This is a genomic window from Pseudomonas sp. NPDC090752 (assembly GCF_055584805.1).
This window is the reverse complement of the sequence record NZ_JBVJLI010000009.1, coordinates 201775-228064: the sequence shown is the minus strand read 5'-3', so window position 1 is coordinate 228064 and position 26290 is coordinate 201775. Positions and strand designations below refer to the sequence as shown.

The window sequence follows — 26290 nt, the reverse complement described above, 5'->3', positions numbered from 1 at the left end:
AAGGCCCCGGCCCAAGGCGACGACGTCTTCAAGGACGGCGGTTCGCTGACTGTTGGTATCACTGACGCCACTGTCGTTGGCGAAACCTTCGAGAATCTGGAGCTGGGTGGCAACGCCACCGTACAAATCACCGACACCACCAGCGAAGTCGTCGCCACTCTGACTGCGGACAAGACCACCGTCGCCGAAGGCGGCCAGATCACTTACACCGTGACCCTGACCAATGCCCAGGGTCTGTCGGTCACCGGCCACAATGGCCTGACCTTCACCTTGTCTGACGGCACCAAGGTTACCGTCCCGGCCAACAGCGCCACCGGTACCTTCACCATCAATGCTCCGGACGACGTTTTCGTTGGCGGCCAGCCTGCGATTACCAACAAGTTGGAATCGGTCGAGGGGGCGGACAGCTTCGAGAAGTTGACCCTCGGCCAGGAACAAGTGAAGACCGAAGTCACCGACGAACCCGGCACCGGCACGCCGGGCACTGGCAACGAAGGCGACAAAGTCAGCGTGACCATCGTCAGCAACGGCAATGTCACTGAAGATCAGCAGCCATCGTTCACTGTAAAAGTGAGCCAGAAGCTCGACCACGACCTGACCGTGAACCTGTCCAATGGCGGCCAGGTAGTGATCGCTGCCGGCCAGACCGAGGCGATCTACAAGGCCCCGGCCCAAGGCGACGACGTCTTCAAAGACGGCGGTTCGCTGACCGTCGGCATCACTGACGCCACTGTTGTTGGAGAAACCTTCGAGAACCTGGAGCTGGGTGGCAACGCCACGGTGCAGATCACCGACACCACCAGTGAAGTCGTTGCGACCCTGACGGCTGACAAGACCACCGTCGCTGAAGGCGGCCAGATCACTTACACCGTGACCCTGACCAACGCTCAAGGTCTGTCGGTCACTGGCCACAACGGCCTGACCTTCACCCTGTCCGACGGCACCAAGGTTAACGTCCCGGCCAACAGCGCCACCGGTACCTTCACCATCAATGCTCCGGACGACGTCTTCGTCGGCGGCCAGCCTGCGATTACCAACAAGTTGGAATCGGTTGAGGGTGCGGATAGCTTCGAGAAGTTGACCCTCGGCCAGGAACAAGTGAAGACCGAAGTCACCGACGAACCCGGCACCGGCACTCCGGGCACTGGCAACGAAGGCGACAAAGTCAGCGTCACCATCGTCAGCAACGGTGACGTGAACGAGGCTGAACAGCCAATCTTCACCGTCAAGGTCAGCCAGAAGCTCGACCATGACCTGACCGTCAACCTGTCCAACGGCGGCCAAGTGGTGATCGCTGCCGGCCAGACCGAAGCGATCTACAAGGCCCCGGCCCAAGGCGACGACGTCTTCAAAGATGGCGGTTCGCTGACCGTCGGCATCACTGACGCCACTGTCGTTGGCGAAACCTTCGAGAACCTGGAGCTGGGTGGCAATGCCACCGTGCAGATTACCGACACCACCAGCGAAGTGGTCGCGACCCTGACGGCCGACAAGACCACCGTTGCCGAAGGCGGCCAGATCACCTACACCGTGACCCTGACCAACGCCCAAGGTCTGTCGGTCACCGGCCACAATGGCCTGACCTTCACCTTGTCTGACGGCACCAAGGTTACCGTCCCGGCCAACAGCGCCACCGGCACCTTCACCATCACCGCTAACGATGATGTGTATGTCGGCGGTCAACCGAATATCGTCAACAAGCTGGAATCGGTTGAGGGGGCGGACAACTTCGAGAAACTGACGCTGGGCGACAGCTCCGTCACCACCACCGTGACTGACGAGCCGGGTACGGGCACTCCTGGCACTGGCAACGAAGGCGACAAGGTTTCGGTCACCATCGTCAGCAATGGCAATGTCACTGAAGATCAGCAGCCAAGCTTCACCGTCAAGGTCAGCCAGAAGCTGGACCACGACCTGACCGTGAACCTGTCCAATGGCGGCCAGGTAGTGATCGCTGCCGGCCAGACCGAAGCCATCTACAAGGCCCCGTCCCAAGGCGACGACGTCTTCAAAGACGGCGGTTCGCTGACCGTCGGCATCACTGACGCCACTGTCGTTGGCGAAACCTTCGAGAACCTGGAGCTGGGTGGCAACGCCACGGTGCAGATTACCGACACCACCAGCGAAGTTGTCGCCACCCTGACGGCCGACAAGACCACCGTCGCCGAAGGCGGCCAGATCACCTACACCGTGACCCTGACCAACGCTCAAGGTCTGTCGGTCACCGGCCACAACGGCCTGACCTTCACCTTGTCCGACGGCACCAAGGTCACCGTTCCGGCCAACAGTGCCACCGGTACCTTCACCATCAATGCTCCGGACGACGTCTTCGTCGGCGGCCAGCCTGCGATTATCAACAAGCTGGAATCTGTTGAGGGTGCGGACAGCTTCGAGAAGTTGACCCTCGGCCAGGAACAAGTGAAGACCGAAGTCACCGACGAACCCGGCACCGGCACGCCGGGCACGGGTAACGAAGGCGACAAGGTGTCGGTCACCATCGTCAGCAACGGCAATGTCACTGAAGACCAGCAGCCAAGCTTCACCGTCAAAGTCAGCCAGAAGCTCGACCACGACCTGACCGTCAACCTGTCTAACGGCGGCCAGGTGGTGATCGCTGCCGGCCAGACCGAGGCGATCTACAAGGCCCCGGCCCAAGGCGACGACGTCTTCAAGGACGGCGGTTCGCTGACCGTCGGCATCACTGACGCCACTGTTGTTGGGGAAACCTTCGAGAACCTGGAGCTGGATGGCAACGCCACGGTGCAGATTACCGACACCACCAGCGAAGTTGTCGCCACCCTGACGGCCGACAAGACCACCGTCGCCGAAGGTGGTCAGATCACTTACACCGTGACCCTGACCAACGCCCAAGGTCTGTCGGTCACTGGCCACAATGGCCTGACCTTCACCCTGTCCGATGGCACCAAAGTCACCGTTCCGGCCAACAGTGCCACCGGCACCTTCACCATCACCGCTAACGATGATGTGTATGTTGGCGGCCAGCCGGCGATTACCAACAAACTGGAATCGGTCGAGGGTGCGGACAACTTCGAGAAACTGACCCTCGGTCAGGAACAAGTGAAGACCGAAGTCACCGACGAACCTGGTACCGGCACGCCGGGCACGGGTAACGAAGGCGACAAGGTTTCGGTCACCATCGTCAGCAACGGCAATGTCACTGAAGACCAGCAGCCAAGCTTCACCGTCAAAGTCAGCCAGAAGCTCGACCACGACCTGACCGTGAACCTGTCCAACGGCGGCCAAGTGGTGATCGCTGCCGGCCAGACCGAAGCGATCTACAAGGCGCCGGCCCAAGGCGACGACGTCTTCAAGGACGGCGGTTCGCTGACCGTCGGCATCACTGACGCCACTGTTGTTGGGGAAACCTTCGAGAACCTGGAGCTGGGTGGCAACGCCACCGTACAAATCACCGACACCACCAGCGAAGTTGTCGCCACCCTGACGGCAGACAAGACCACCGTGGCCGAAGGCGGTCAGATCACTTACACCGTGACCCTGACCAACGCTCAAGGTCTGTCGGTAACCGGCCACAATGGCCTGACCTTCACCTTGTCTGACGGCACCAAGGTTACCGTCCCGGCCAACAGCGCCACCGGCACCTTCACCATCACCGCTAACGATGATGTGTATGTCGGCGGTCAACCCAATATCGTCAACAAGCTGGAATCGGTTGAGGGTGCGGACAACTTTGAAAAACTGACGCTGGGCGACAGCTCCGTCACCACCACCGTGACTGACGAGCCGGGTACGGGCACTCCTGGCACTGGCAACGAAGGCGACAAAGTGTCGGTCACCATCGTCAGCAACGGCAATGTCACTGAAGATCAGCAGCCGTCGTTCACTGTAAAAGTCAGCCAGAAGCTGGATCACGACCTGACCGTCAACCTGTCCAACGGCGGCCAGGTAGTGATCGCTGCCGGCCAGACCGAGGCGATCTACAAGGCCCCGGCGCAAGGCGACGACGTCTTCAAGGACGGCGGTTCGCTGACCGTTGGCCTCACTGACGCCACTGTCGTTGGGGAAACCTTCGAGAACCTGGAGCTGGGTGGCAACGCCACCGTACAAATCACCGACACCACCAGCGAAGTCGTTGCCACTCTGACTGCGGACAAGACCACCGTCGCCGAAGGCGGCCAGATCACTTACACCGTGACCCTGACCAATGCCCAGGGTCTGTCGGTCACCGGCCACAATGGCCTGACCTTCACCTTGTCTGACGGCACCAAGGTTACCGTCCCGGCCAACAGCGCCACCGGCACCTTCACTATCACCGCTAACGATGATGTGTATGTTGGCGGCCAGCCTGCGATTACCAACAAACTGGAATCGGTCGAGGGTGCGGACAACTTCGAGAAACTGACCCTCGGTCAGGAACAAGTGAAGACCGAAGTCACCGACGAACCCGGTACCGGCACCCCGGGCACCGGCAACGAAGGCGACAAGGTGTCGGTCACCATCGTCAGCAACGGCAATGTCACTGAAGATCAGCAGCCGTCGTTCACTGTAAAAGTCAGCCAGAAGCTGGACCACGACCTGACCGTCAACCTGTCCAACGGCGGCCAGGTAGTGATCGCTGCCGGCCAGACCGAAGCCATCTACAAGGCCCCGTCCCAAGGCGACGACGTCTTCAAGGACGGCGGTTCGCTGACCGTCGGCATCACTGACGCCACTGTCGTTGGCGAAACCTTCGAGAACCTGGAGCTGGGTGGCAACGCCACGGTGCAGATCACCGACACCACCAGCGAAGTCGTTGCCACTCTGACTGCGGACAAGACCACCGTCGCCGAAGGCGGCCAGATCACTTACACCGTGACCCTGACCAATGCCCAGGGTCTGTCGGTCACCGGCCACAATGGCCTGACCTTCACCTTGTCTGACGGCACCAAGGTTACCGTCCCGGCCAACAGCGCCACCGGTACCTTCACCATCAATGCTCCGGACGACGTTTTCGTTGGCGGCCAGCCTGCGATTACCAACAAACTGGAATCGGTCGAGGGTGCGGACAACTTCGAGAAACTGACCCTCGGTCAGGAACAAGTGAAGACCGAAGTCACCGACGAACCCGGCACCGGCACGCCGGGCACTGGCAACGAAGGCGACAAAGTCAGTGTCACCATCGTCAGCAACGGTGACGTGAACGAGGCTGAACAGCCAAGCTTCACCGTCAAGGTCAGCCAGAAGCTCGACCATGACCTCACCGTGAACCTGTCCAACGGCGGCCAAGTCGTGATCGCTGCCGGCCAGACCGAAGCGATCTACAAGGCGCCGGCGCAAGGCGACGACGTCTTCAAAGACGGCGGTTCGCTGACCGTTGGCATCACTGACGCCACTGTCGTTGGGGAAACCTTCGAGAACCTGGAGCTGGGTGGCAACGCCACTGTACAGATCACCGACACCACCAGCGAAGTTGTCGCCACCCTGACCGCCGACAAGACCACCGTGGCCGAAGGCGGCCAGATCACTTACACCGTGACCCTGACCAACGCCCAAGGTCTGTCGGTCACTGGCCACAATGGCCTGACCTTCACCTTGTCCGATGGCACCAAAGTTACCGTTCCGGCCAACAGTGCCACCGGTACCTTCACCATCAGTGCTCCGGACGACGTCTTCGTCGGCGGCCAGCCTGCGATTATCAACAAGCTGGAATCGGTCGAGGGTGCGGACAGCTTCGAGAAGTTGACCCTCGGCCAGGAACAAGTGAAGACCGAAGTCACCGACGAGCCCGGTACCGGCACCCCGGGCACCGGCAACGAAGGCGACAAGGTGTCGGTCACCATCGTCAGCAACGGCAATGTCACTGAAGATCATCAGCCGTCGTTCACTGTAAAAGTCAGCCAGAAGCTGGATCATGACCTGACCGTGAACCTGTCTAACGGCGGCCAGGTAGTGATCGCTGCCGGCCAGACCGAAGTCATCTACAAGGCCCCGGCGCAAGGTGACGACGTCTTTAAAGACGGCGGTTCGCTGACCGTTGGCATCACTGACGCCACTGTCGTTGGGGAAACCTTCGAGAACCTGGAGCTGGGTGGCAATGCCACCGTGCAGATTACCGACACCACCAGCGAAGTGGTCGCGACCCTGACGGCCGACAAGACCACTGTGGCCGAAGGCGGTCAGATCACTTACACCGTGACCCTGACCAACGCCCAAGGTCTGTCGGTCACTGGCCACAATGGCCTGACCTTCACCTTGTCCGATGGCACCAAAGTTACCGTTCCGGCCAATAGCGCCACCGGCACCTTCACTATCACCGCTAACGATGATGTGTATGTTGGCGGCCAGCCTGCGATTACCAACAAACTGGAATCGGTCGAGGGTGCGGACAACTTCGAGAAGTTGACCCTCGGTCAGGAACAAGTGAAGACCGAAGTCACCGACGAACCTGGTACCGGCACGCCGGGCACTGGCAACGAAGGCGACAAGGTGTCGGTCACCATCGTCAGCAACGGCAATGTCACTGAAGATCAGCAGCCGTCGTTCACTGTAAAAGTGAGCCAGAAGCTGGATCATGACCTGACCGTGAACCTGTCTAACGGCGGCCAGGTAGTGATCGCTGCCGGCCAGACCGAAGTCATCTACAAGGCCCCGGCGCAAGGTGACGACGTCTTTAAAGACGGCGGTTCGCTGACCGTTGGCATCACTGACGCCACTGTCGTTGGGGAAACCTTCGAGAACCTGGAGCTGGGTGGCAACGCCACGGTGCAGATTACCGACACCACCAGCGAAGTGGTCGCCACCCTGACGGCCGACAAGACCACTGTGGCCGAAGGCGGTCAGATCACTTACACCGTGACCCTGACCAACGCCCAAGGTCTGTCGGTCACTGGCCACAATGGCCTGACCTTCACCTTGTCCGATGGCACCAAAGTTACCGTTCCGGCCAATAGCGCCACCGGCACCTTCACTATCACCGCTAACGATGATGTGTATGTTGGCGGCCAGCCTGCGATTACCAACAAACTGGAATCGGTCGAGGGTGCGGACAACTTCGAGAAACTGACCCTCGGCCAGGAACAAGTGAAGACCGAAGTCACCGACGAACCTGGCACCGGCACGCCGGGCACTGGCAACGAAGGCGACAAGGTCAGTGTCACCATCGTCAGCAACGGTGACGTGAACGAGGCTGAACAGCCAAGCTTCACCGTCAAGGTCAGCCAGAAGCTCGACCATGACCTGACCGTCAACCTGTCCAACGGCGGTCAAGTCGTGATCGCTGCCGGCCAGACCGAAGCCATCTACAAGGCCCCGGCCCAAGGCGACGACGTCTTCAAGGACGGCGGTTCGCTGACCGTCGGCATCACTGACGCCACTGTCGTTGGCGAAACCTTCGAGAACCTGGAGCTGGGTGGCAACGCCACCGTGCAGATTACCGACACCACCAGCGAAGTCGTCGCGACCCTGACTGCGGACAAGACCACCGTTGCTGAAGGCGGCCAGATCACCTACACCGTGACCCTGACCAACGCCCAAGGTCTGTCGGTCACCGGCCACAATGGCCTGACCTTCACCTTGTCTGACGGCACCAAGGTTACCGTCCCGGCCAACAGCGCCACCGGCACCTTCACCATCACCGCTAACGATGATGTGTATGTCGGCGGTCAACCGAATATCGTCAACAAGCTGGAATCGGTTGAGGGGGCGGACAACTTCGAGAAACTGACGCTGGGCGACAGCTCCGTCACCACCACCGTGACTGACGAGCCGGGTACGGGCACTCCTGGCACTGGCAACGAAGGCGACAAGGTTTCGGTCACCATCGTCAGCAATGGCAATGTCACTGAAGATCAGCAGCCAAGCTTCACCGTCAAAGTCAGCCAGAAGCTCGACCACGACCTGACCGTGAACCTGTCCAACGGTGGTCAAGTGGTAATCGCCGCCGGCCAGACCGAGGCGATCTACAAGGCCCCGGCGCAAGGCGACGACGTCTTCAAAGATGGCGGTTCGCTGACCGTTGGCATCACTGACGCCACTGTTGTTGGGGAAACCTTCGAGAACCTGGAGCTGGGTGGCAACGCCACCGTACAAATCACCGACACCACCAGCGAAGTTGTCGCCACCCTGACGGCCGACAAGACCACCGTCGCCGAAGGCGGCCAGATCACCTACACCGTGACCCTGACCAACGCCCAAGGTCTGTCGGTCACTGGCCACAACGGCCTGACCTTCACCCTGTCCGACGGCACCAAAGTCACCGTTCCGGCCAACAGCGCGACCGGCACTATCACCATCACCGCCAAGGATGATGTGTATGTCGGCGGTCAGCCAACCATCGTCAACAAGATCGAAACGGTCACCGGTGGCGACAACTTCGAGAAACTGACCCTGGGCAGCAACACCGTGACCACCGCGGTCACCGACGAACCAGGCTCGGGCACTCCAGGCACCGGCAACCAGGGCGACAAAGTCAGCGTAACCATCGTCAGCAATGGCAATGTCACCGAAGACCAGCAGCCGTCGTTCACTGTAAAAGTGAGCCAGAAGCTGGATCAGGACCTGACCGTGAAGCTGTCCAACGGCGGCCAGGTAGTGATCGCTGCCGGCCAGACCGAAGCCATCTACAAGGCCCCGGCCCAAGGCGACGACGTCTTTAAAGACGGCGGTTCGCTGACTGTTGGTATCACTGACGCCACTGTCGTTGGCGAAACCTTCGAGAATCTGGAGCTGGGTGGCAACGCCACCGTGCAGATCACCGACACCACCAGCGAAGTCGTCGCCACCCTGACCGCCGACAAGACCACTGTTGCCGAAGGCGGTCAGATCACCTACACCGTGACCCTGACCAACGCTCAAGGTCTGTCGGTCACCGGCCACAACGGCCTGACCTTCACCCTGTCCGACGGCACCAAGGTCACCGTTCCGGCCAACAGCGCGACCGGCACTATCACCATCAATGCCCCGGACGACGTCTTCGTCGGTGGTCAGCCAGCGATTGCCAATAAACTGGAAACCGTCACCGGCGCGGGCAACTTCGAAAAGCTGACCCTGGGCAGCAATACCGTGACCACTTCGGTCACCGACGAACCAGGTTCGGGTACTCCAGGCACCGGCAACCAGGGCGACAAGGTCGGCGTGACCATCGTCAGCAATGGCAATGTCACCGAAGACCAGCAGCCAAGCTTCACCGTCAAAGTCAGTCAGAAGCTGGACCGCGACCTCAACATCACGCTGTCCAACGGCGGCAAGGTAACCATCCTCGCGGGCCAGACCGAAGCGATCTACAAGGCCACAGCGCAGGGCGATGACGTCTTCAAAGATCCAGGCTCGCTGACCGTGGGTATCACCGAGGCGAGCGTGGCGGGCAAGACCTTCGAGAATCTCGAAATCGGCGGTTCGGCCACCGTGCAGATCACCGACACCTTCAGCGAAGTGGTCGCGACCCTCACTGCCGACAAGACCACCGTCGCTGAAGGTGGCCAGATTACCTACACCGTCACCCTGAGCAACGCCCAGGGCCTGTCGGTCACCGGCCACAACGGCCTGACCTTCACCTTGAGCGATGGCACCAAGGTGACCATCCCGGCCAACAGCGCGACCGGCACCATCACCATCACCGCCAAAGATGATGTGTATGTCGGTGGCCAGCCGAACATCGTCAACAAGATCGAATCGGTCACCGGTGGTGACACCTTCGAGAAACTGACCCTGGGCAGCAACACCGTGACCACTTCGGTCACCGACGAACCCGGCTCGGGCACCCCAGGCACCGGCAACCAAGGCGACAAGGTCAGCGTGACCATCGTCAGCAATGGCGATGTGAACGAGGCCCAACAGCCAAGCTTTACCGTCAAGGTCAGCCAGAAACTGGACCAGGACCTGACTGTCAAGCTGTCCAACGGCGGCCAGGTGGTGATTGCCGCTGGCCAGACCGAAGCCATCTACAAGGCGCCGGCGCAAGGCGACGATGTTTTCAAGGACAATGGTTCGCTAACCCTGAACATCAGCGAAGCATCCGTCGCGGGCAAAACGTTCGAGAACCTGGAACTGGGTGGCAGTGCCACCGTGCAGATCACCGACACCCTCAGTGAAGTGGTCGCCACCCTGACGGCGGACAAGACCACCGTTGCCGAAGGCGGCCAGATCACCTACACCGTGACCCTGAGCAACGCCCAAGGCCTGTCGGTCACTGGCCACAACGGCCTGACTTTCACCCTGAGCGATGGCACCAAGGTCACCATTCCGGCCAACAGCGGGACCGGCACCATCACCATCACCGCCAAGGATGATGTGTACGTCGGTGGCCAGCCGAACATCGTCAACAAGATCGAAACGGTCACTGGCGGGGATAGCTTCGAGAAGCTGACCCTGGGCAGCAACACTGTGACCACCTCGGTCACCGACGAGCCCGGTTCGGGCACCCCAGGCACCGGCAACCAGGGTGACAAGGTCAGCGTGACCATCGTCAGCAATGGCAATGTCACCGAAGACCAGCAGCCAAGCTTCACCGTCAAGGTCAGCCAGAAGCTGGACCGCGACCTCAACATCACGCTGTCCAACGGCGGCAAGGTGACCATCCTCGCGGGCCAGACCGAAGCCATCTACAAGGCTTCGGCTCAGGGCGATGACGTGTTCAAAGACCCAGGCTCGCTGACCGTGGGTATCACTGACGCCACTGTCACCGGCAAAACCTTCGAGAACCTGGAGCTGGGTGGCAACGCCACCGTGCAGATCACCGATACCACCAGCGAAGTCGTTGCGACCCTGACGGCCGACAAGTCCACTGTCAACGAAGGCGGTCAGATCACCTACACCGTGACCCTGACCAATGCCCAGGGTCTGTCGGTCACCGGCCACACCGGCCTGACCTTCACCCTGAGCGACGGCACCAAGGTGACCATCCCGGCCAACAGCGCGACCGGAACCATTACCATCACCGCCAAGGATGATGTCTATGTCGGCGGCCAAACTGCCATTGCCAACAAACTGGAAGCGGTCACCGGCGCGGACAACTTCGAAAAACTGACTTTGGGCAGCAACACCGTGACCACTTCGGTCACCGACGAGCCAGGTTCGGGCACCCCAGGCACCGGCAACCAGGGTGATAAAGTCAGCGTCACCATCGTCAGCAATGGCAATGTCACCGAAGACCAGCAGCCAAGCTTCACCGTCAAGGTCAGCCAGAAGCTGGACCGTGACCTCAACATCACGCTGTCCAACGGCGGCAAGGTGACCATCCTCGCGGGTCAGACCGAAGCCATCTACAAGGCCCCGGCCCAAGGCGATGACGTCTTCAAGGACCCAGGTTCGCTGACCGTCGGCATCACCGAGGCCACTGTCACCGGCAAAACCTTCGAGAACCTGGAGCTGGGTGGCAATGCCACCGTGCAGATCACCGACACCACCAGTGAAGTGGTTGCGACCCTGACGGCCGACAAGTCCACCGTCGCCGAAGGCGGCCAGGTCACCTACACCGTGACCTTGACCAACGCCCAAGGCCTGTCGGTCACTGGCCACAACGGCTTGATCTTCACCTTGAGCGATGGCACCAAGGTCACCATCCCGGCCAACAGCGCCACTGGCACCTTCACCATCACCGCCAAGGATGATGCGTATGTCGGTGGCCAAGCGAATATCGTCAACAAGATCGAAACGGTCACCGGGGGCGACAACTTCGAGAAGCTGACCCTGGGCAGCAATACCGTCACCACTACCGTCACCGACGAACCAAGCGGCCAGGGCGACCTGACCACCGTGGGCATCAGCGGCGATACCTCGGTGGACGAAGGCAATACTGCCCACTACACGCTGACCCTGAGCAACCCGTCGAAAACGGAAGTTACCGTCACCCTGAGCTACAGCGGCACAGCCAGCAACGGCCAGGACTACACGGGTGTGGTTACGGTGAAGATCCCTGCCGGCAGCAGCAGTGCGACCTTCGACATCAAGACCATCGACGACCAGCTCGTCGAAGGTTCGGAAAACTTCGTGGTCAAGATCAGCGGTGCCACCGGCGGTGGCTTCGAGAACCTGCAGGTCGACCCGAGCAAGACGTCGGTCACCACCACGATCGTCGACAACGACCACGCGCCAGTGTCGACCGGTGGTGCCGTGACGGGCAACGAAGATACTGACTACGTATTCCAGTGGAACAACTTCAACGTCACCGATGCCGATGGCAACACCGGCCTGGGCGTGACCATCACCAAGCTGCCGGACCTCGGCAGCCTGAAGTTCTTCAACGGCACCGCATGGGTCGACGTGGCCCTGAACCAGACCATCAGCCAGAGCGACATCGCCGCCGGCAAGCTCAAGTTCGTGCCGCTGGCCAACCAGTCGGGCGTTGATGGCTACGGCGGCACCGGGGTGGGCAACAAACAGGCCGACTACGCACAGATCAAGTTCAAGCCGTTCGATGGCACCAACTCGGGCAGCGAAGCGACGCTGAAGGTCGACATCACGCCGGTCGCCGACAGGCCGGACCTGGCTATCGGCAACAACAACGTCAACTCGCTCGGCCTGACCAAGGAAACCTGGACCAGCCTCACCGGCCTGGGCACCAACGGCAACGGCATCACAGGCGATGCGTTGAAGAACGTGTTCGCTAATTCCGGTAGCGCCAGCAAGAGCGAGCAGGTGACCACCGTCGACACCGTGGCCACCGTCACCCCTGGCACAGGCTCGAAGACCTCCGGCCTGATCTACCTGGAAGCCGGCAAGACCTACACCTTCAGCGGCACCGCCGACGACAGCCTGCAGATCGTGATCGGCGGCAAGAACGTCGCCGGCGCCACCTGGGGCTCGGCAAGCGGCAGCATTTCCGGCAGCTTCACCCCGACCACCAGCGGTTATTACACCCTGGAAATTTACAACGCCAACCAGGCCGGCGCAGGCAGCCTCGACGTCAACATCAAGGTGGGCAATGGTGCGGTCACTGACCTCAACAGCGCCAACATCCCGATGTACCCGAACGTCGGTGCGCTGGCCAATGCCGGTGTGACCGTCTCGGACCTGCATGGCAGCAACGGCCAGGGTTACTACGACGGCTACAAGCTCAACGAAGGCGGCGAGAACGGCGCGCCGGTCAAGCTGGTGAGCATCAGCACCGGGCTGACCGACACTGATGGTTCGGAAAGCCTGAGCGTCAAGCTCAGCGGTATCCCGGCAGGTTCCGTGGTTGCCGACAACGCCGGCCACACCTTCACTGTCGGTACCGCTGCGGTGGACGTGACCGGTTGGAACCTCGGCAGCCTGACCATCAAGCCACCGGCCTACTATTCCGGCCAGTTCGACGTTAAGGTCACCTCGACCTCCACCGAAAGCGTCGGCGGCAGCACCGCGACCAACGAAGGCAGCATCAAGGTCACGGTCTACCCGCAGAGCTACACCACCAGCAACCTGTCGGCCGACAACGACAACATCACTGGTACCGATGGCAATGACATCGTCGTCGCGGATGTCAGCGGTCTGCACGTGGTGCCGGGCAAGGACTACAACATCGCCTTTATCGTCGACACTTCGGGCAGCATGGGGTCGTCCGGTGTGAACGCAGCCAAGTCGTCGCTGGAGTCGGTGTTCAAGACCCTGGCAGCGAGCGTCAAGGGAGCGCAGTCCGGTACCGTGAATATCTTGCTGGTGGACTTCGCCAGCCAAGTGAAGACCAGCGTATCGGTGTCCCTCAACGATGCTGGCCTGAAGACGCTGCTGAACGCGCTGAACAGCATGAGCTCCGGTGGCGGTACCAACTACGAAGATGCGTTCAAGACCACTGCCAATTGGTTCACCAACCTCAAGGCTGCGGGCAGCACCGGTGACAACCAGACCTTCTTCATCACCGATGGCAAGCCGACCTATTACCAGAGCGGTGAGCAAGGCAACCCGACCCTTGGCAGCACCAACCAGACGTTCGACAGCTACCTGGCCTCGATCAACTACAAGGCAGGGGTGACGGTCAGCAAGTATCTGGATAATACCAACTACCTGACCATCGACAGCGATGGCAGCTTGACGGTGCAAACCTACAGCTACTGGAGCGGCAGGTGGACCACCAGCCTGTCCGGCGACATTCGCGCCGAAGGCAACGGCGGCTACGAGCTGTCCAACCGTTCTGGGTCCGGCAGCAGCACCAGCGATGCCACCTGGAACAACTCTACCGACAGCTTCAAGATCTTGTCCGGCCTGTCCAGCGTCGAAGCCATTGGTTTGAACGACGACGTCAAGACCAGCGATCTGAAGCCGTTCGACTCCGACGGCAAGCCGCAGACCAACATCGATCCGAGCAAGCTCGCCGATGCCATCCTCGGCCATACCGAAGTCACCAACCCGGGTAACGACACGGTCAACGGCGGGGATGGCAATGACATCATCTTCGGAGACCTGCTGACCTTCCCATCGATCGCTGGGACCGGGGTCGAGGCGATCCAGGGTTACGTCGCCAGCAAGCTGGGCGTGGATGCCGGTGACGTGGATGCGCGCGCGATGCACAAGTACATCAGCGAGCACTACACCGAGTTCGACGTCTCGGGCAGCAATGACGGCGCCGACACCCTGATGGGTGGGGCAGGCAATGACATCATCTTCGGTCAGGGTGGCAACGACACCCTCGATGGCGGCAAGGGTAATGACATCCTGCTGGGCGGTAGCGGCAACGACACGCTGATCGGCGGCCAGGGCAATGACATCCTGATCGGTGGCAGCGGCGCCGATACCTTCGTGTGGAAGGCCGGTGACATCGGCAACGATATCATCAAGGACTTCAAGGCCACCGAAGGTGATCGCCTTGACCTGCGCGACCTGCTGCAGGGCGAGAAGGCCAGCACCATCGACAACTTCCTGAAGATCACCACCGTCGATGGTTCGTCGACCTTGCAGGTGAGTACTGAAGGCAAGCTCAATGCGGCCGGCGGCCTGGCCAATGCCGATGTGTCGATCAAGCTGGAAGGCGTCAACTGGTCCAACACCACGATCAACTCGCTGATCAGCGGTGCCGACCCGACCATCAAGATCGACAACAACTGACCCACGCCTGCGGTGGCCGCATCAGGCCACCGCAGGGGCGGTCTTTTCTACCACCCCTCCTGCAGCGCATACTCATGCGCCGGGCTTACACGCCTGGTGAAAGTTGCCTATGCTGCTGTCTACCAACAAGGAATCATCGTGACGAGGGACGACGCCATGTTCTACGTGCAACGCGACGCCGAGGGCCAGTTGCAGCGAGTAGAAGCCGCCTCCTACGAAGGCTTTAGCGAAATTCTCCCGGCGGACCACGCCGAGATCCAGGAGTGGTTCGCTGACGATCTGGTCGAGAACAGCCTCAAGCAGCTCAAACAGAGCGACCTGGACATGATCCGGGTGCTCGAGGACTTGATCGAAGTGCTCACTGCCAAAGGCGTGTTCAGCATCACCGACCTGCCGCCCGGCGCCCAGGCCAAGCTGCTCAGCCGTTCCACGGCGCGAAAGGCACTCGGCAGCTTGACCAACCTGATCGAGGAAGAAGAGGAGGGCGGGCTGATCTAAGGGCCTGCTCAGCCCGCTCATATCGTTATTCTTTAACGGTATTTAAAGTATTTTTCTTATGACTTTATAGTCACCCCACTGCGTACCCGTCGACCAATCGATGCGCCGCACGACTTGAACCCACACGGGAAATCCCCGTGCGTTTCTGATCGTTGCGCGCCATTGAAGTCGCGCACTGCGTGGGAGTGAACAATGTCTGCCGCCTCGAATGCCTTGTCGTCCATCGACAGCGCCCAGCCGCAATCCATCGAAATTCGCCCGTTTTCCGGTGCCGTCGGCGCCGAGGTCATCGGCCTGGACCTGGCCAAACCGGTAAACGCCGAGGATTTCCAACGTATTCATCGCGCCCACCTCGACCATCACGTCCTGGTGTTCCGCGACCAGCGCATCAGCCCTGAACAGCAGATCAGCTTCAGCCGCCGCTTCGGTGAGCTGCAGATCCACGTGCTCAAGCAGTTTCTGCTGGCCGGCCACCCGGAAATCCTGATCGTCTCCAACATCATCGAGAACGGCCAGAACATAGGCCTGGGCGATGCCGGTAAGTTCTGGCATTCGGACCTGTCGTACAAAGAACTCCCCAGCCTTGGCTCCATGCTGCACGCCCAGGAGCTGCCCAGCGAAGGCGGCGACACCCTGTTCGCCGACATGCACAAGGCCTGGGACGCGGTGCCAGAGGCGTTGCGCAAGGTGGTCGAAAATCGCAGTGCCGCCCACTCCTACACCGCCCGTTACGCCGAGACCAAGTTCGAAGGCAACTGGCGCCCGACCCTGACCGCCGAGCAGCTGGCGCAGGTCAACGAAGTCATCCACCCGGTGGTGCGTACCCACCCTGAAAACGGCCGCAAGGCGCTGTTCGTCAGCGAAGGCTTCACCACCCGCATCGTCGGCCTGCCGGATGATGAAAGCCGCGACGTGCTGCAGCAGCTGTATGCCCTGAGCGTGCTCGAACAGAACATCTATCGCCATCAATGGCAGCCCCACGACCTGGTGTTCTGGGACAACCGCTCGTTGATTCACCTGGCAGCCGGTTGCCCTGCGCACCTGCGGCGCAAATTGTTCCGTACCACCATCCAGGGCGACGCCCCGTTCTGACGACTGAGGACACCATCATGCGCAAATCCATCAGCCGCCTGGCGGCCAGCATCGGCCTGGGCGCCAGCCTGGTTATCGGCAGCCTTGCTGCCCCCACCGTGGCCCATGCCGAAGGCGAGATCCGCATCGCCGAGCAGTTCGGTATCGTTTACCTGCTGCTCAACGTGGTGCGCGACCAGCACCTGATCGAGAAGCACGGCAAGCAGCAGGGCCTCGACATCAAAGTCGACTGGGCTCAGCTGTCCGGTGGCGCCGTAATCAATGACGCGTTGTTGTCCGGCTCGGTAGACATTGCCGGTGCCGGCGTCGGCCCGCTGCTGACCGTCTGGGACCGCACTCGTGGCCGGCAGAACGTCAAGGCCGTGGCCTCGCTGGGTAACTTCCCGTACTACTTGGTCAGCAGCAACCCGAACGTGAAAACCGTGGCCGACATCTCCGACAAGGACCGCATCGCCGTGCCGGCCGTGGGCGTCTCGGTGCAGTCGCGTTTCCTGCAGTACGCCGCTGCGCAGCAGTGGGGCGACAAAGAGTACAACCGCCTCGACAAGTACACCCTGGCCGTGCCGCACCCGGATGCCACCGCTGCCTTGCTGGCCGGTGGCACCGAACTCAATGGGCACTTCTCCAACCCGCCGTTCCAGGACCAGGCGCTGGCCAACAAGGACGTGCACGTGGTGCTCAACAGCTACGACCTGCTGGGCCCCAACTCGCCGACCCTGTTGTTCGCCACCGAAAAATTCCGCAACGACAACCCAAAAACCTACAAGGCCTTCGTCGATGCGCTGGCAGAAGCCGCGGACTTTGCCCAGAAAGACAAGGCGGCCGCCGCCGACACTTACATTCGCGTGACCAAGGCCAAGATCGACCGCGACGCGCTGATCAAGCTGATCGACAACCCGCAGTACGAATTCACCGTCACGCCGAAGAACACCTACAAACTGGCCGACTTCCTCTATCGAGTTGGCGCCATCAAGCACAAGCCGGAATCGTGGAAGGACTACTTCTTCCAGGATGAACGCCCGCTGCAAGGGAGCTGACCGACCATGACCGCCCCATTGCCAGGCCACACGGCCAGCAACCTGAGCCGTGTCGCGACACCGCCGTTGCTCGAGGTGGACAACCTCAGCCTCGAATACCGCACCGCGCAGCGCGTGGTGCGGGCCACCCACCAGGTCAGCTTCGAAGTCGACCGTGCCGACCGTTTTGTCTTGCTGGGCCCCTCGGGGTGCGGCAAGTCCACGCTGCTCAAGGCCGTGGCCGGGTTCATCAGCCCGCAGGAAGGGCAGATCCTGCTGCAGGGTCAGCCGGTCAAAGGCCCGGGCCCCGATCGCATCGTGGTATTTCAGGAGTTCGACCAGCTGCCGCCGTGGAAGACGGTGAAGCAGAACGTCATGTTCCCGTTGCTGGTGTCCGGCCAGCTCAAACGTGTCGAGGCTGAACAGCGGGCCTTGCATTACCTGGAGAAGGTCGGCCTGGCGAGCTTTGCCGACGCTTACCCGCACACCCTGTCAGGCGGCATGAAAGCACGTGTTGCAATTGCTCGGGCGCTGGCCACGCAACCGAAGATTCTGCTGATGGACGAACCGTTCGCCGCACTCGATGCGCTGACCCGGCGCAAGATGCAGGAAGAACTGTTGCTGCTGTGGGAAGAGGTGCGCTTCACCTTGCTGTTCGTCACCCACTCCATCGAGGAGGCGCTGGTGGTCGGTAACCGCATCTTGCTGCTGTCGCCTCACCCGGGGCGGGTACGGGCCGAAGTGCACAGCCATCAATACGACCTCGGCAGCCTCGGCGCCAGTGACTTCCAGGCCTGCGCGCAGCGCATCCATCGTTTGTTGTTTGACGAGGCCGAGGCCCCGCAACAGCCAGACGAACTGGGCTTCAACGACATCCGCATCGCCTACTGACAGGAGCTTCAACCGTGACCACTACACCTGTACGTCAGGAATACGAGGTGCAGCTGGAGCCGCTGCTCAGTGTGCCTCTGGAACGCAACCTGCCGCTGGCCCAGCGCCTGTGGCAGCAAGGCTGGCTGCGCAAGGCGGTGATCCTCGTGGTGATCGCCGTGTTGTGGGAGGCCATCGCCCGCTACCAGGACAACGACCTGCTGCTGCCAACCTTCCTGCAGACCGCGGCAGCACTTTGGGACGGCCTGGCCAGCGGCGAACTGCCGGCCAAGGTCGGCGTGTCGCTGGTGATCCTGCTCAAGGGTTACCTGCTGGGTATCGTCCTGGCCTTCGGCCTGACCAGCCTGGCGGTATCGACCCAGATTGGACGCGATCTGTTGGGCACGCTGACCTCGATGTTCAACCCGCTGCCAGCGATTGCCCTGCTGCCGTTGGCCCTGCTGTGGTTCGGATTGGGCGACAACAGCCTGATCTTCGTGCTGGTGCACTCTGTACTCTGGGCGCTGGCGCTGAATACCTACGCGGGCTTTCTCGGGGTCTCGGAGACCCTGCGCATGGCCGGGCGCAACTATGGCCTGAAGGGGCTACGGCTGGTGCTGCATATCCTGGTGCCGGCGGCACTGCCGTCGATCCTGTCGGGGCTGAAGATTGGCTGGGCGTTTGCCTGGCGTACGCTGATCGCCGCCGAGCTGGTGTTCGGCGCCAGCAGCGGCAAGGGCGGGCTGGGGTGGTACATCTTCCAGAACCGTAACGAGCTGTATACCGACAAGGTGTTTGCTGGGCTGGCGGTGGTGATTCTGATCGGGTTGCTGGTCGAGGGCCTGGTGTTCAATACCCTCGAGCGGCTGACGGTTCGGCGCTGGGGGATGCAGCGCTAGCGCACCTGTACAGGCAACTAATTCTGGTACTGGGCAGCCGCATTGTTCAGGGTCTTGGCAATCTCATCCCGCAGCTGATCCGGCTGTTCCACCATCACCCCATCCCCCTGGCTCAGCACCCACCAGCGCAGCGCCCAGCCATCCTCCACCGTGGCCCGCAGCCGATGGCCTTGCTCCAGGGCGATCAGTTGCATGTCCGCGCTCAATGGCGCATCGCGCAGCTGCCGCGCCACGGGGTCACTGACCCAGGCCTGCAGCTCCAGCCCATCACCCGGCGCCGGCTGTTGCGTTTCACCTCGCAGATAACCCAACAGATCGAAATTCCCGCGCAACTCCCCCACGACACTTGCCGACCAATGCCAGCCAAACGGAATGCTCTTGTCGTTGCGCTCCAGTGGAAAGATCAGCGACAGCTCGTTGAGGTCGCGTTCCACCGTGCGTTTGCTGACATTGAAGCCCACATCACGCAGGCGCCAGACGAGGTCGGCGCTGGTGGTACCCGGCGAGCGACTGGGGAGCTGGCGCAGCAGCGCCCACTGACGGCTGAGGGTGGCGCGGGTGGTGGCGAACGGCAAAAGGTAACGTCCTTGTCTAGGCTTGCCGCAACAGGATGGCGGCATGGGCGGGTCATGGCAATTAGCCACGACCCTCTCAGATCAAGGTTCCGCCATTTGGTTGCCTTGCGGCGGTTCGTTCGCGACAGGTTTTGACGTGACGTCGCGCAAAATCACGCCTCATCACAGCCGAGGTCGGGCCTGTGGGTCGTTCAATGAGGATGAACATGTCTGCTGTCAGCAATATCCATTCGCTGCTCGCCCGCCTTCTGCCAGAGCAGGTCACGCCGTCCCCAACACCCGCTGGGCGGCGACAGCGGCTGTTCGCCGGGGTAGGGTTACCGAGCCAGCGGACACTGCTGGTCAGGCGCCTGGACGAAGCGGCGGACCTGCAGGCGGTGTATGCCGACCTGCGCCAGCAAGCGCTGGCCGGCAATGTGGCTGCGCTCAACGACCTCGGCTGGATCTGGCTCAATGGCAAGTACTGGCGTGCCGACACCGTGCTGGCCGGGCATCTGCTGCGCATGGCGGCCCTGCAGGGCAATGCAGCGGCCTGGTTCAACCTGGGGCAGCAGCACTACTTTGGCAAAGGTGTCGATACGTCCTATGTCCAGGCCGCGGAATGTTATCGCCAGGCTTTTGAGCGGGGCATGCTGCACGCGGCAGCCGCGCTCGGAGACCTGTATGAAGAAGAGGTCTGCGATGCCGAACTGGGCTGGCAGGTGGACCTGGTCCAGGCTTACCAGTGGTTTCTACGAGGTGCCGAGCGGGGTGAGGTGCGTTGCCGGTTCGAAGTGGGGTATCGGTTGTTGCATGGACTGCATGTGGTGGCGGATACCAGGGCGGCGCTGTACTGGCTGGAGTTGGCGGCTGCCACCGGGGTGATGCAGGCGGCCGAGGAGTTGGCGGTGCATTTCAGCCGACGTGACGGAACGCGGTATCTGGATTGGCGCGATAGGGCTGTGCAGATGGGTAGCACACTGGCGTTGGCGATGAAGCTCGAAGACCAGGTTCAGCCCTGAGCTTTGTATTGACTGATCAGACCCTTTCGCGGGCAAGCCCGCTCCCACAGGTACACCGCAATGTTTGCATCAGCGGGGTCTCTGTGGGAGCGGGCTTGCCCGCGAAAGAGCCCGATGCGGCAACCTTGATCCTTCAGGATGAACAACAATTTATCCAAACCCCCCGTCACCCCCGGTTGACGACAGGGGGAGGGCCAGGCGTATATTGATAGTTAGCAAACTATGAATATCATTGGTTCCTCACATGACGCTTGATTCCCTGCGCCTGCAAGTCAGCAGCGGCATGGTCGTTGCGGCACGCCATTGGCGGCGCATCTGCCATACGGCTTTGACCAGCTACGGTATCTCCGAAGCCTGCGCCGCACCCTTGCTGATGATCGTGCGCCTGGGCGATGGCGTGCACCAGGTCGCCGTAGCCCAGGCTGCAGGCCTGGAAAGCCCGTCGCTGGTGCGCCTGCTCGACCAGCTGTGCAAGGCCGGCCTGGTATGCCGCAGCGAGGATCCCCTGGACCGCCGCGCCAAGGCCCTGAGCCTGACCGCCGAAGGCCGCGCCCTGGCCGAAGCCATCGAAGCCGAGCTGGTGCGAGTGCGCCAGGACGTGCTGCAGGGCCTCGACGAGGCCGACCTGCAAGCCGCCTTGCGCGTGTTGCGCGCCTTCGAGGCCGCCGGCCTGGGCACTGCTGGCGGGGTGGCATGAACGGCTTCTTCAGCTCGGTACCACCGGCGCGCGACTGGTTCTACGGCGTACGTACCTTCGCCGCGTCGATGATCGCCCTGTACATCGCCCTGCTGATGCAGCTGCCGCGCCCGTACTGGGCGATGGCGACCGTGTACATCGTCTCCAGCCCGTTTGTCGGGCCAACCAGTTCCAAGGCCCTGTATCGCGCCGTGGGTACGCTGCTGGGGGCCGGAGGGGCGATCTTCCTGGTGCCGCCGCTGGTGCAGTCGCCCTTGTTGCTGACGGTGGCCATCGCGCTGTGGACGGGGACCTTGCTATACCTGTCGCTGAACCTGCGCACAGCCAACAACTACGTGCTCATGCTGGCCGGCTACACGCTGCCGATGATCGCCCTGGCAGTGGTCGACAATCCACTGGCGGTGTTCGACGTGGCCTCTTCCCGTGCCCAGGAAATCTGCCTGGGGATCGTCTGCGCAGCGGTGGTCGGTGCGATCTTCTGGCCGCGGCGCCTGGCACCAGTGGTGGTCGGCGCGACCGGCAGCTGGTTCAGCGAAGCGATCCGCTACAGCGACACTTACCTTGCCCGAGATGTGGCCGCCGACAAGGTCGGCGGCATGCGCGGCGCGATGGTTGCCACGTTCAACTCGCTGGAATTGATGATTGGCCAGCTCGGCCACGAAGGCGCCGGCCCGCACACCCTGAAGAACGCCCGGGAGCTGCGCGGGCGGATGATCCACCTGTTGCCGGTGATCGATGCCCTCGACGACGCCCTGGTGGCGCTCGAAGGCCGCGCGCCTGCCCAATTCGCCCAGTTGCAACCGGTGCTGGCTGCCGCCCGCGAATGGCTCAAAGGCACCGCCGACAGCGCCTCGGTAGCACGCTGGACCGCCCTGCACGAGAAGATCGACCGCCTGCAACCCGGCGCGGCTGCCCTCGACCAGCGCGCCGAGCTGCTGCTGTCCAACGCGCTTTATCGCCTGGCCGAATGGGCCGACCTCTGGCAGGACTGCTGCACCCTGCAACATGCTCTGCGCACAGACGACCCCAAACCTTGGCGGGCGGTATATCGCCACTGGCGCCTTGGCCGACTGACACCGTTCTTCGACCGTGGGCTGATGCTCTACTCGGTGGTGTCCACCGTGCTGGCGATTATCGTTGCCTGCGGCCTGTGGATCGGCCTGGGCTGGAATGACGGCGCCAGCGCGGTGATCCTGGCCGCGGTGTCGTGCAGCTTCTTCGCGGCCATGGACGACCCGGCGCCGCAGATCTACCGATTCTTCTTCTGGACGTTGATGTCGGTGATCTTCTCCAGCCTGTACCTGTTCCTGGTACTGCCGAACCTGCATGACTTCCCGATGCTGGTACTGGCCTTCGCTGTGCCATTCATCTGCGTTGGCACCCTGACTGTGCAGCCGCGCTTCTATCTGGGCACCTTGCTGACCATCGTCAATACCTCGACCTTCATCAGCATCCAGGGCGCTTACGACGCCGACTTCTTCACTTTCCTCAACTCCAACCTGGCCGGCCCTGTGGGACTGCTGTTCGCCTTCATCTGGACCCTGGTCATGCGCCCGTTCGGCGTCGAGCTGGCGGCCAAGCGCATGACCCGCTTCTTGTGGCGCGACATCGTCGAGATGACCGAGCCGGCGACCCTGGCCGAACATCGCCAGGTCGGGGTGCAAATGCTCGACCGCCTGATGCAGCACCTGCCGCGCCTGTCGCAGACCGGCCAGGACAGCGGCGTAGCTCTGCGCGACCTGCGCGTGGGCCTGAACTTGCTCGACCTGCTGGCCTACCTGCCACGTGCCGGCAACCAGGCCCGCGAGCGCCTGCAAACGGTGATCGAGGACGTGGGTGGCCATTACGCCGCCTGCCTGCGCGCCGGTGAACGCCTGCATGCCCCCGCAGCGCTGTTGCGCAACATGGAGCGGGCACGCCTGGCGCTGAACCTTGACGAGCTGTACGAACGCGGCGACGCCCGCACCCACCTGCTGCATGCCCTGAGCGGCCTGCGTCTGGCGCTGCTGCCGGGAGTCGAGGTGATGCTTGAGCCAGCCGAACAACCGCAACTGCCCCCCGGCCTGGACGGAGCGCCCCTGTGATCGGTGAACTGGATATCAGCGGGGTGTTCCTGCCCACGCTGCTGGTGATGATGTTTGGCACCTACCTGCTGTTCCTTGGGGTGCACGCGGTGCTGGTGCGTGTGCATTTCTACCGCCTGGTCTGGCACCGGGCGCTGTTCAACGTTGCTTTGTATGCCGTGCTGCTTGGCGCGGTGGACCATTTTTGCCGAAGCCTGATGCTGCCATGAAAAAACCTTTGCTGACCCTGGGCCGTGTGGTCCTGACCTTGCTGGTAGTGACCTTCGCCGCCGTGCTCGTGTGGCAGATGGTGGTGTACTACCTGTTCGCCCCCTGGACCCGTGACGGTCACATCCGCGCCGACGTCATCCAGATCGCCCCGGATGTTTCCGGGTTGATCCAGAACGTCGAGGTGCGCGACAACCAGACCGTCAAGCGCGGCGACGTGCTGTTCACCATCGACCAGGACCGCTTCAGCCTGGCGCTGCGTCAGGCCAAGGCGACCCTCGGCGAGCGCCAGGAAACCCTGGCCCAGGCTTCCCGTGAAGCACAGCGCAACCGCAAGCTGGGCAACCTGGTGGCGGCCGAGCAACTGGAAGAGAGCCAGTCCCGCGAAGCGCGCGCCCGGTCGGCGGTCAGCGAGGCGCAGGTGGCGGTCGATACTGCCCAGCTCAACCTTGACCGTTCGGTGGTGCGCAGCCCGGTGGACGGCTATCTCAACGACCGCGCCCCACGTAACCACGAATTCGTCACCGCCGGCCGCCCGGTGCTGTCGGTGGTCGACAGTGCTTCTTACCACGTCGATGGCTACTTCGAAGAAACCAAGCTTGGTGGCATCCACATCGGCGACGCGGTGGACATCCGTGTGATGGGCGACAACACCCGCCTGCGCGGCCATGTGCAGAGCTTTGCCGCCGGTATCGAAGACCGTGACCGCAGCAGCGGCGCCAACCTGTTGCCCAATGTCAATCCGGCGTTCAGCTGGGTGAGGCTGGCCCAGCGCATTCCGGTGCGCATCGCCTTCGACGACGTGCCGGCAGACTTCCGCATGATCGCCGGGCGCACTGCCACGGTGTCGATCATCGAGGGGCAGCAGCCATGAAACAGCTGATCCTGGCTGGTTTCTGCCTGTCGCTGGGCGCTTGCATGATGGTCGGCCCGGACTATGAAGTGCCCAAGGACGCGGCTGTGCAGCGCAGCGACCTCAACGGCCCGCTGCGTCAGGACGCCGACAGCGTGGTGTCGGCGCCGGTACCCGAGGACTGGTGGCAGCTGTATCAGGATCAGCGTCTGAACGAACTGGTGCGCCAGGCGTTGAGCGCCAACACCGAGTTGCGCGTGGCGGCGGCGAATATCGCCAAGGCCCGCGCTCAGGTCGAAGTGGCCGAGTCGCAGGGCGGCTTCAATGGCGGCGTCAAGGCGGGTGCACAACGCTTGCAGGAGTCCGGCGAAGCTTTCCTGCTGCCGGAAAAGGTGCCGGTGGCCAATATCGGTGAGGCGATCATCAGCGCCTCGTACCAGTTCGACCTGTGGGGCACCCTCAAGCGCGGCACCGAAGCCGCCAAGGCCAATGCCGACGCCGTCCAGGCCGCTGCCGACACCGCGCGCATCACCCTGGTGGCAGATGTGGTCAAGGCTTACACACAGGTGTGCTCGGCCAACGAGGAATACCACATCGCCCGTGAGTCGCTCGATCTGCAGCAGCAGAGCGTGCAGCTCAACCAGCGCCTGCGCGACGCTGGGCGCGGTGATGAAACCCAGGTCACCCGTTCGCAGACTCAGTTCAAGTCGTTGCGGGCCGAATTGCCGCGCTTCAAGGCCGAGCGCGAAACCGGGCTGTACACCTTGGCTGCATTGCTTGCGCAGCCTGTGGATAAGTTGCCTGCCGGCACCGCCGATTGTGCAGAGTTGCCGCACCTGAACCAGCTGGTCCCAGTTGGCGATGGTGCAGCGCTGCTCAAGCGCCGGCCTGATGTGCGCCAGGCTGAACGCCAACTGGCGGCGGCTACCGCGACCATTGGTGTGGCCACAGGGGCGCTGTACCCAGATATCAGCATCGGCGCCCAGGTCGGCACCATCGGTATCCTCGAGAACCTCGGCGAGCCTGCGACCAACCGCTGGGGCTTTGGTCCTCAGATCAGCTGGAGCATTCCCACCAACGGCACCCGTGCGCGCATTCGCATGGCCGAGGCTTCGACCCAGGCGGCATTGGCGCATTTCGATGGGGTGGTGCTGAATGCCATTCGCGAAACCCAGACCCGGTTGGCGCAGTACAGCGCCTTGCTTGACCGGCGTGATGCGCTGGCCGAGGCGGAGCAGTCGGCCAAGGAAGCGGCTGATCAGACGCATCGGTATTACCAGGCTGGGCGTGAGTCGTTCCTGGCGGACTTGCAGGCTACGCGGACTTATACCGATGTGCGTGCACAGCTGGCAGCGGCGAATAGCCAGGTGGCGGTTGGGCAGATTGGGGTGTTCCTCGCGCTTGGTGGTGGTTGGAAGGAGGGCGCCAAGCCTTGAGGCCCATTGCCGGTAAACAGGCGCTCAACTGATTTGTAGCAAGATTTTTCATGAAATCCGCCCACAAGCCTTGAGCGAAGCAAAGTGGA

At 62.1% G+C, this 26290-nt stretch carries 14 protein-coding genes; 12 read left to right on the top strand and 2 right to left on the bottom strand.

The genetic code is table 11. The features are described 5' to 3' along the window. The coding region (locus tag ACZ6YA_RS14765) for a hypothetical protein (RefSeq protein WP_465897854.1) at positions 1-252 on the bottom strand (252 nt) is incomplete at its 3' end. On the opposite strand from ACZ6YA_RS14765, the gene ACZ6YA_RS14760 reads away from it, so the two are divergent. The 6 genes from ACZ6YA_RS14760 (at position 211) to ACZ6YA_RS14735 (ending at position 19348) form a co-directional block, all read left to right on the top strand. After that, a complete protein-coding gene (locus tag ACZ6YA_RS14760) occupies positions 211-14973 on the top strand; it encodes an immunoglobulin-like domain-containing protein (RefSeq protein ID WP_465897853.1) in 14763 nt (4920 codons plus the stop codon). The two genes, ACZ6YA_RS14765 and ACZ6YA_RS14760, sit on opposite strands and share 42 nt — an antisense overlap. A 156-nt stretch (positions 14974-15129) precedes the next feature. Next, positions 15130-15471: a tryptophan synthase subunit beta gene (locus ACZ6YA_RS14755; protein WP_465897864.1), complete on the top strand. Its 342-nt coding sequence runs from the start codon at positions 15130-15132 to the stop codon at positions 15469-15471. Positions 15472-15663: 192 nt separating this feature from the next. Further along, the gene (locus ACZ6YA_RS14750; RefSeq protein WP_465897852.1) at positions 15664-16563 is read left to right on the top strand and encodes a TauD/TfdA dioxygenase family protein; all 900 of its coding nucleotides are present in this window, start codon (positions 15664-15666) and stop codon (positions 16561-16563) included. Positions 16564-16580: 17 nt separating this feature from the next. Then, entirely contained in the window at positions 16581-17600 is a 1020-nt protein-coding gene (locus ACZ6YA_RS14745) for an ABC transporter substrate-binding protein (RefSeq protein ID WP_465897851.1), read from the top strand. A 6-nt stretch (positions 17601-17606) separates the two neighbouring features. After that, positions 17607-18470, top strand: coding sequence for an ABC transporter ATP-binding protein (locus tag ACZ6YA_RS14740; RefSeq protein WP_465897850.1), 864 nt, complete (start codon positions 17607-17609; stop codon positions 18468-18470). 14 nt (positions 18471-18484) lie between these two features. Next, a complete protein-coding gene (locus ACZ6YA_RS14735; RefSeq protein ID WP_465897849.1) occupies positions 18485-19348 on the top strand; it encodes an ABC transporter permease in 864 nt (287 codons plus the stop codon). A 17-nt stretch (positions 19349-19365) separates the two neighbouring features. Here ACZ6YA_RS14735 and ACZ6YA_RS14730 read toward each other — a convergent pair whose 3' ends face one another. Continuing rightward, complete coding sequence (locus ACZ6YA_RS14730; RefSeq protein ID WP_465897863.1) at positions 19366-19923, bottom strand: WYL domain-containing protein; 558 nt, start codon at positions 19921-19923, stop codon at positions 19366-19368. Positions 19924-20129: 206 nt separating this feature from the next. On the opposite strand from ACZ6YA_RS14730, the gene ACZ6YA_RS14725 reads away from it, so the two are divergent. The 6 genes from ACZ6YA_RS14725 (at position 20130) to ACZ6YA_RS14700 (ending at position 26201) form a co-directional block, all read left to right on the top strand. Beyond that, complete coding sequence (locus ACZ6YA_RS14725) at positions 20130-20924, top strand: tetratricopeptide repeat protein (RefSeq protein ID WP_465897848.1); 795 nt, start codon at positions 20130-20132, stop codon at positions 20922-20924. A 244-nt stretch (positions 20925-21168) separates the two neighbouring features. Next, positions 21169-21621, top strand: a complete 453-nt coding sequence (locus tag ACZ6YA_RS14720; RefSeq protein ID WP_465897847.1) for a MarR family winged helix-turn-helix transcriptional regulator — start codon at positions 21169-21171, stop codon at positions 21619-21621. Then, entirely contained in the window at positions 21618-23705 is a 2088-nt protein-coding gene (locus ACZ6YA_RS14715; RefSeq protein WP_465897846.1) for an FUSC family protein, read from the top strand. The genes ACZ6YA_RS14720 and ACZ6YA_RS14715 overlap by 4 nt, the downstream gene beginning before the upstream one ends. Next, positions 23702-23914 carry a DUF1656 domain-containing protein gene (locus ACZ6YA_RS14710; protein WP_274908143.1) on the top strand — a complete coding sequence of 71 codons (213 nt, stop codon included), beginning with the start codon at positions 23702-23704 and terminating at the stop codon, positions 23912-23914. The genes ACZ6YA_RS14715 and ACZ6YA_RS14710 overlap by 4 nt, the downstream gene beginning before the upstream one ends. After that, positions 23911-24786, top strand: a complete 876-nt coding sequence (locus ACZ6YA_RS14705; RefSeq protein WP_465897845.1) for an efflux RND transporter periplasmic adaptor subunit — start codon at positions 23911-23913, stop codon at positions 24784-24786. Before ACZ6YA_RS14710 ends, ACZ6YA_RS14705 begins: the two co-directional genes overlap by 4 nt. Continuing rightward, complete coding sequence (locus ACZ6YA_RS14700) at positions 24783-26201, top strand: efflux transporter outer membrane subunit (RefSeq protein ID WP_465897844.1); 1419 nt, start codon at positions 24783-24785, stop codon at positions 26199-26201. Before ACZ6YA_RS14705 ends, ACZ6YA_RS14700 begins: the two co-directional genes overlap by 4 nt. Positions 26202-26290 lie beyond the last annotated feature (89 nt).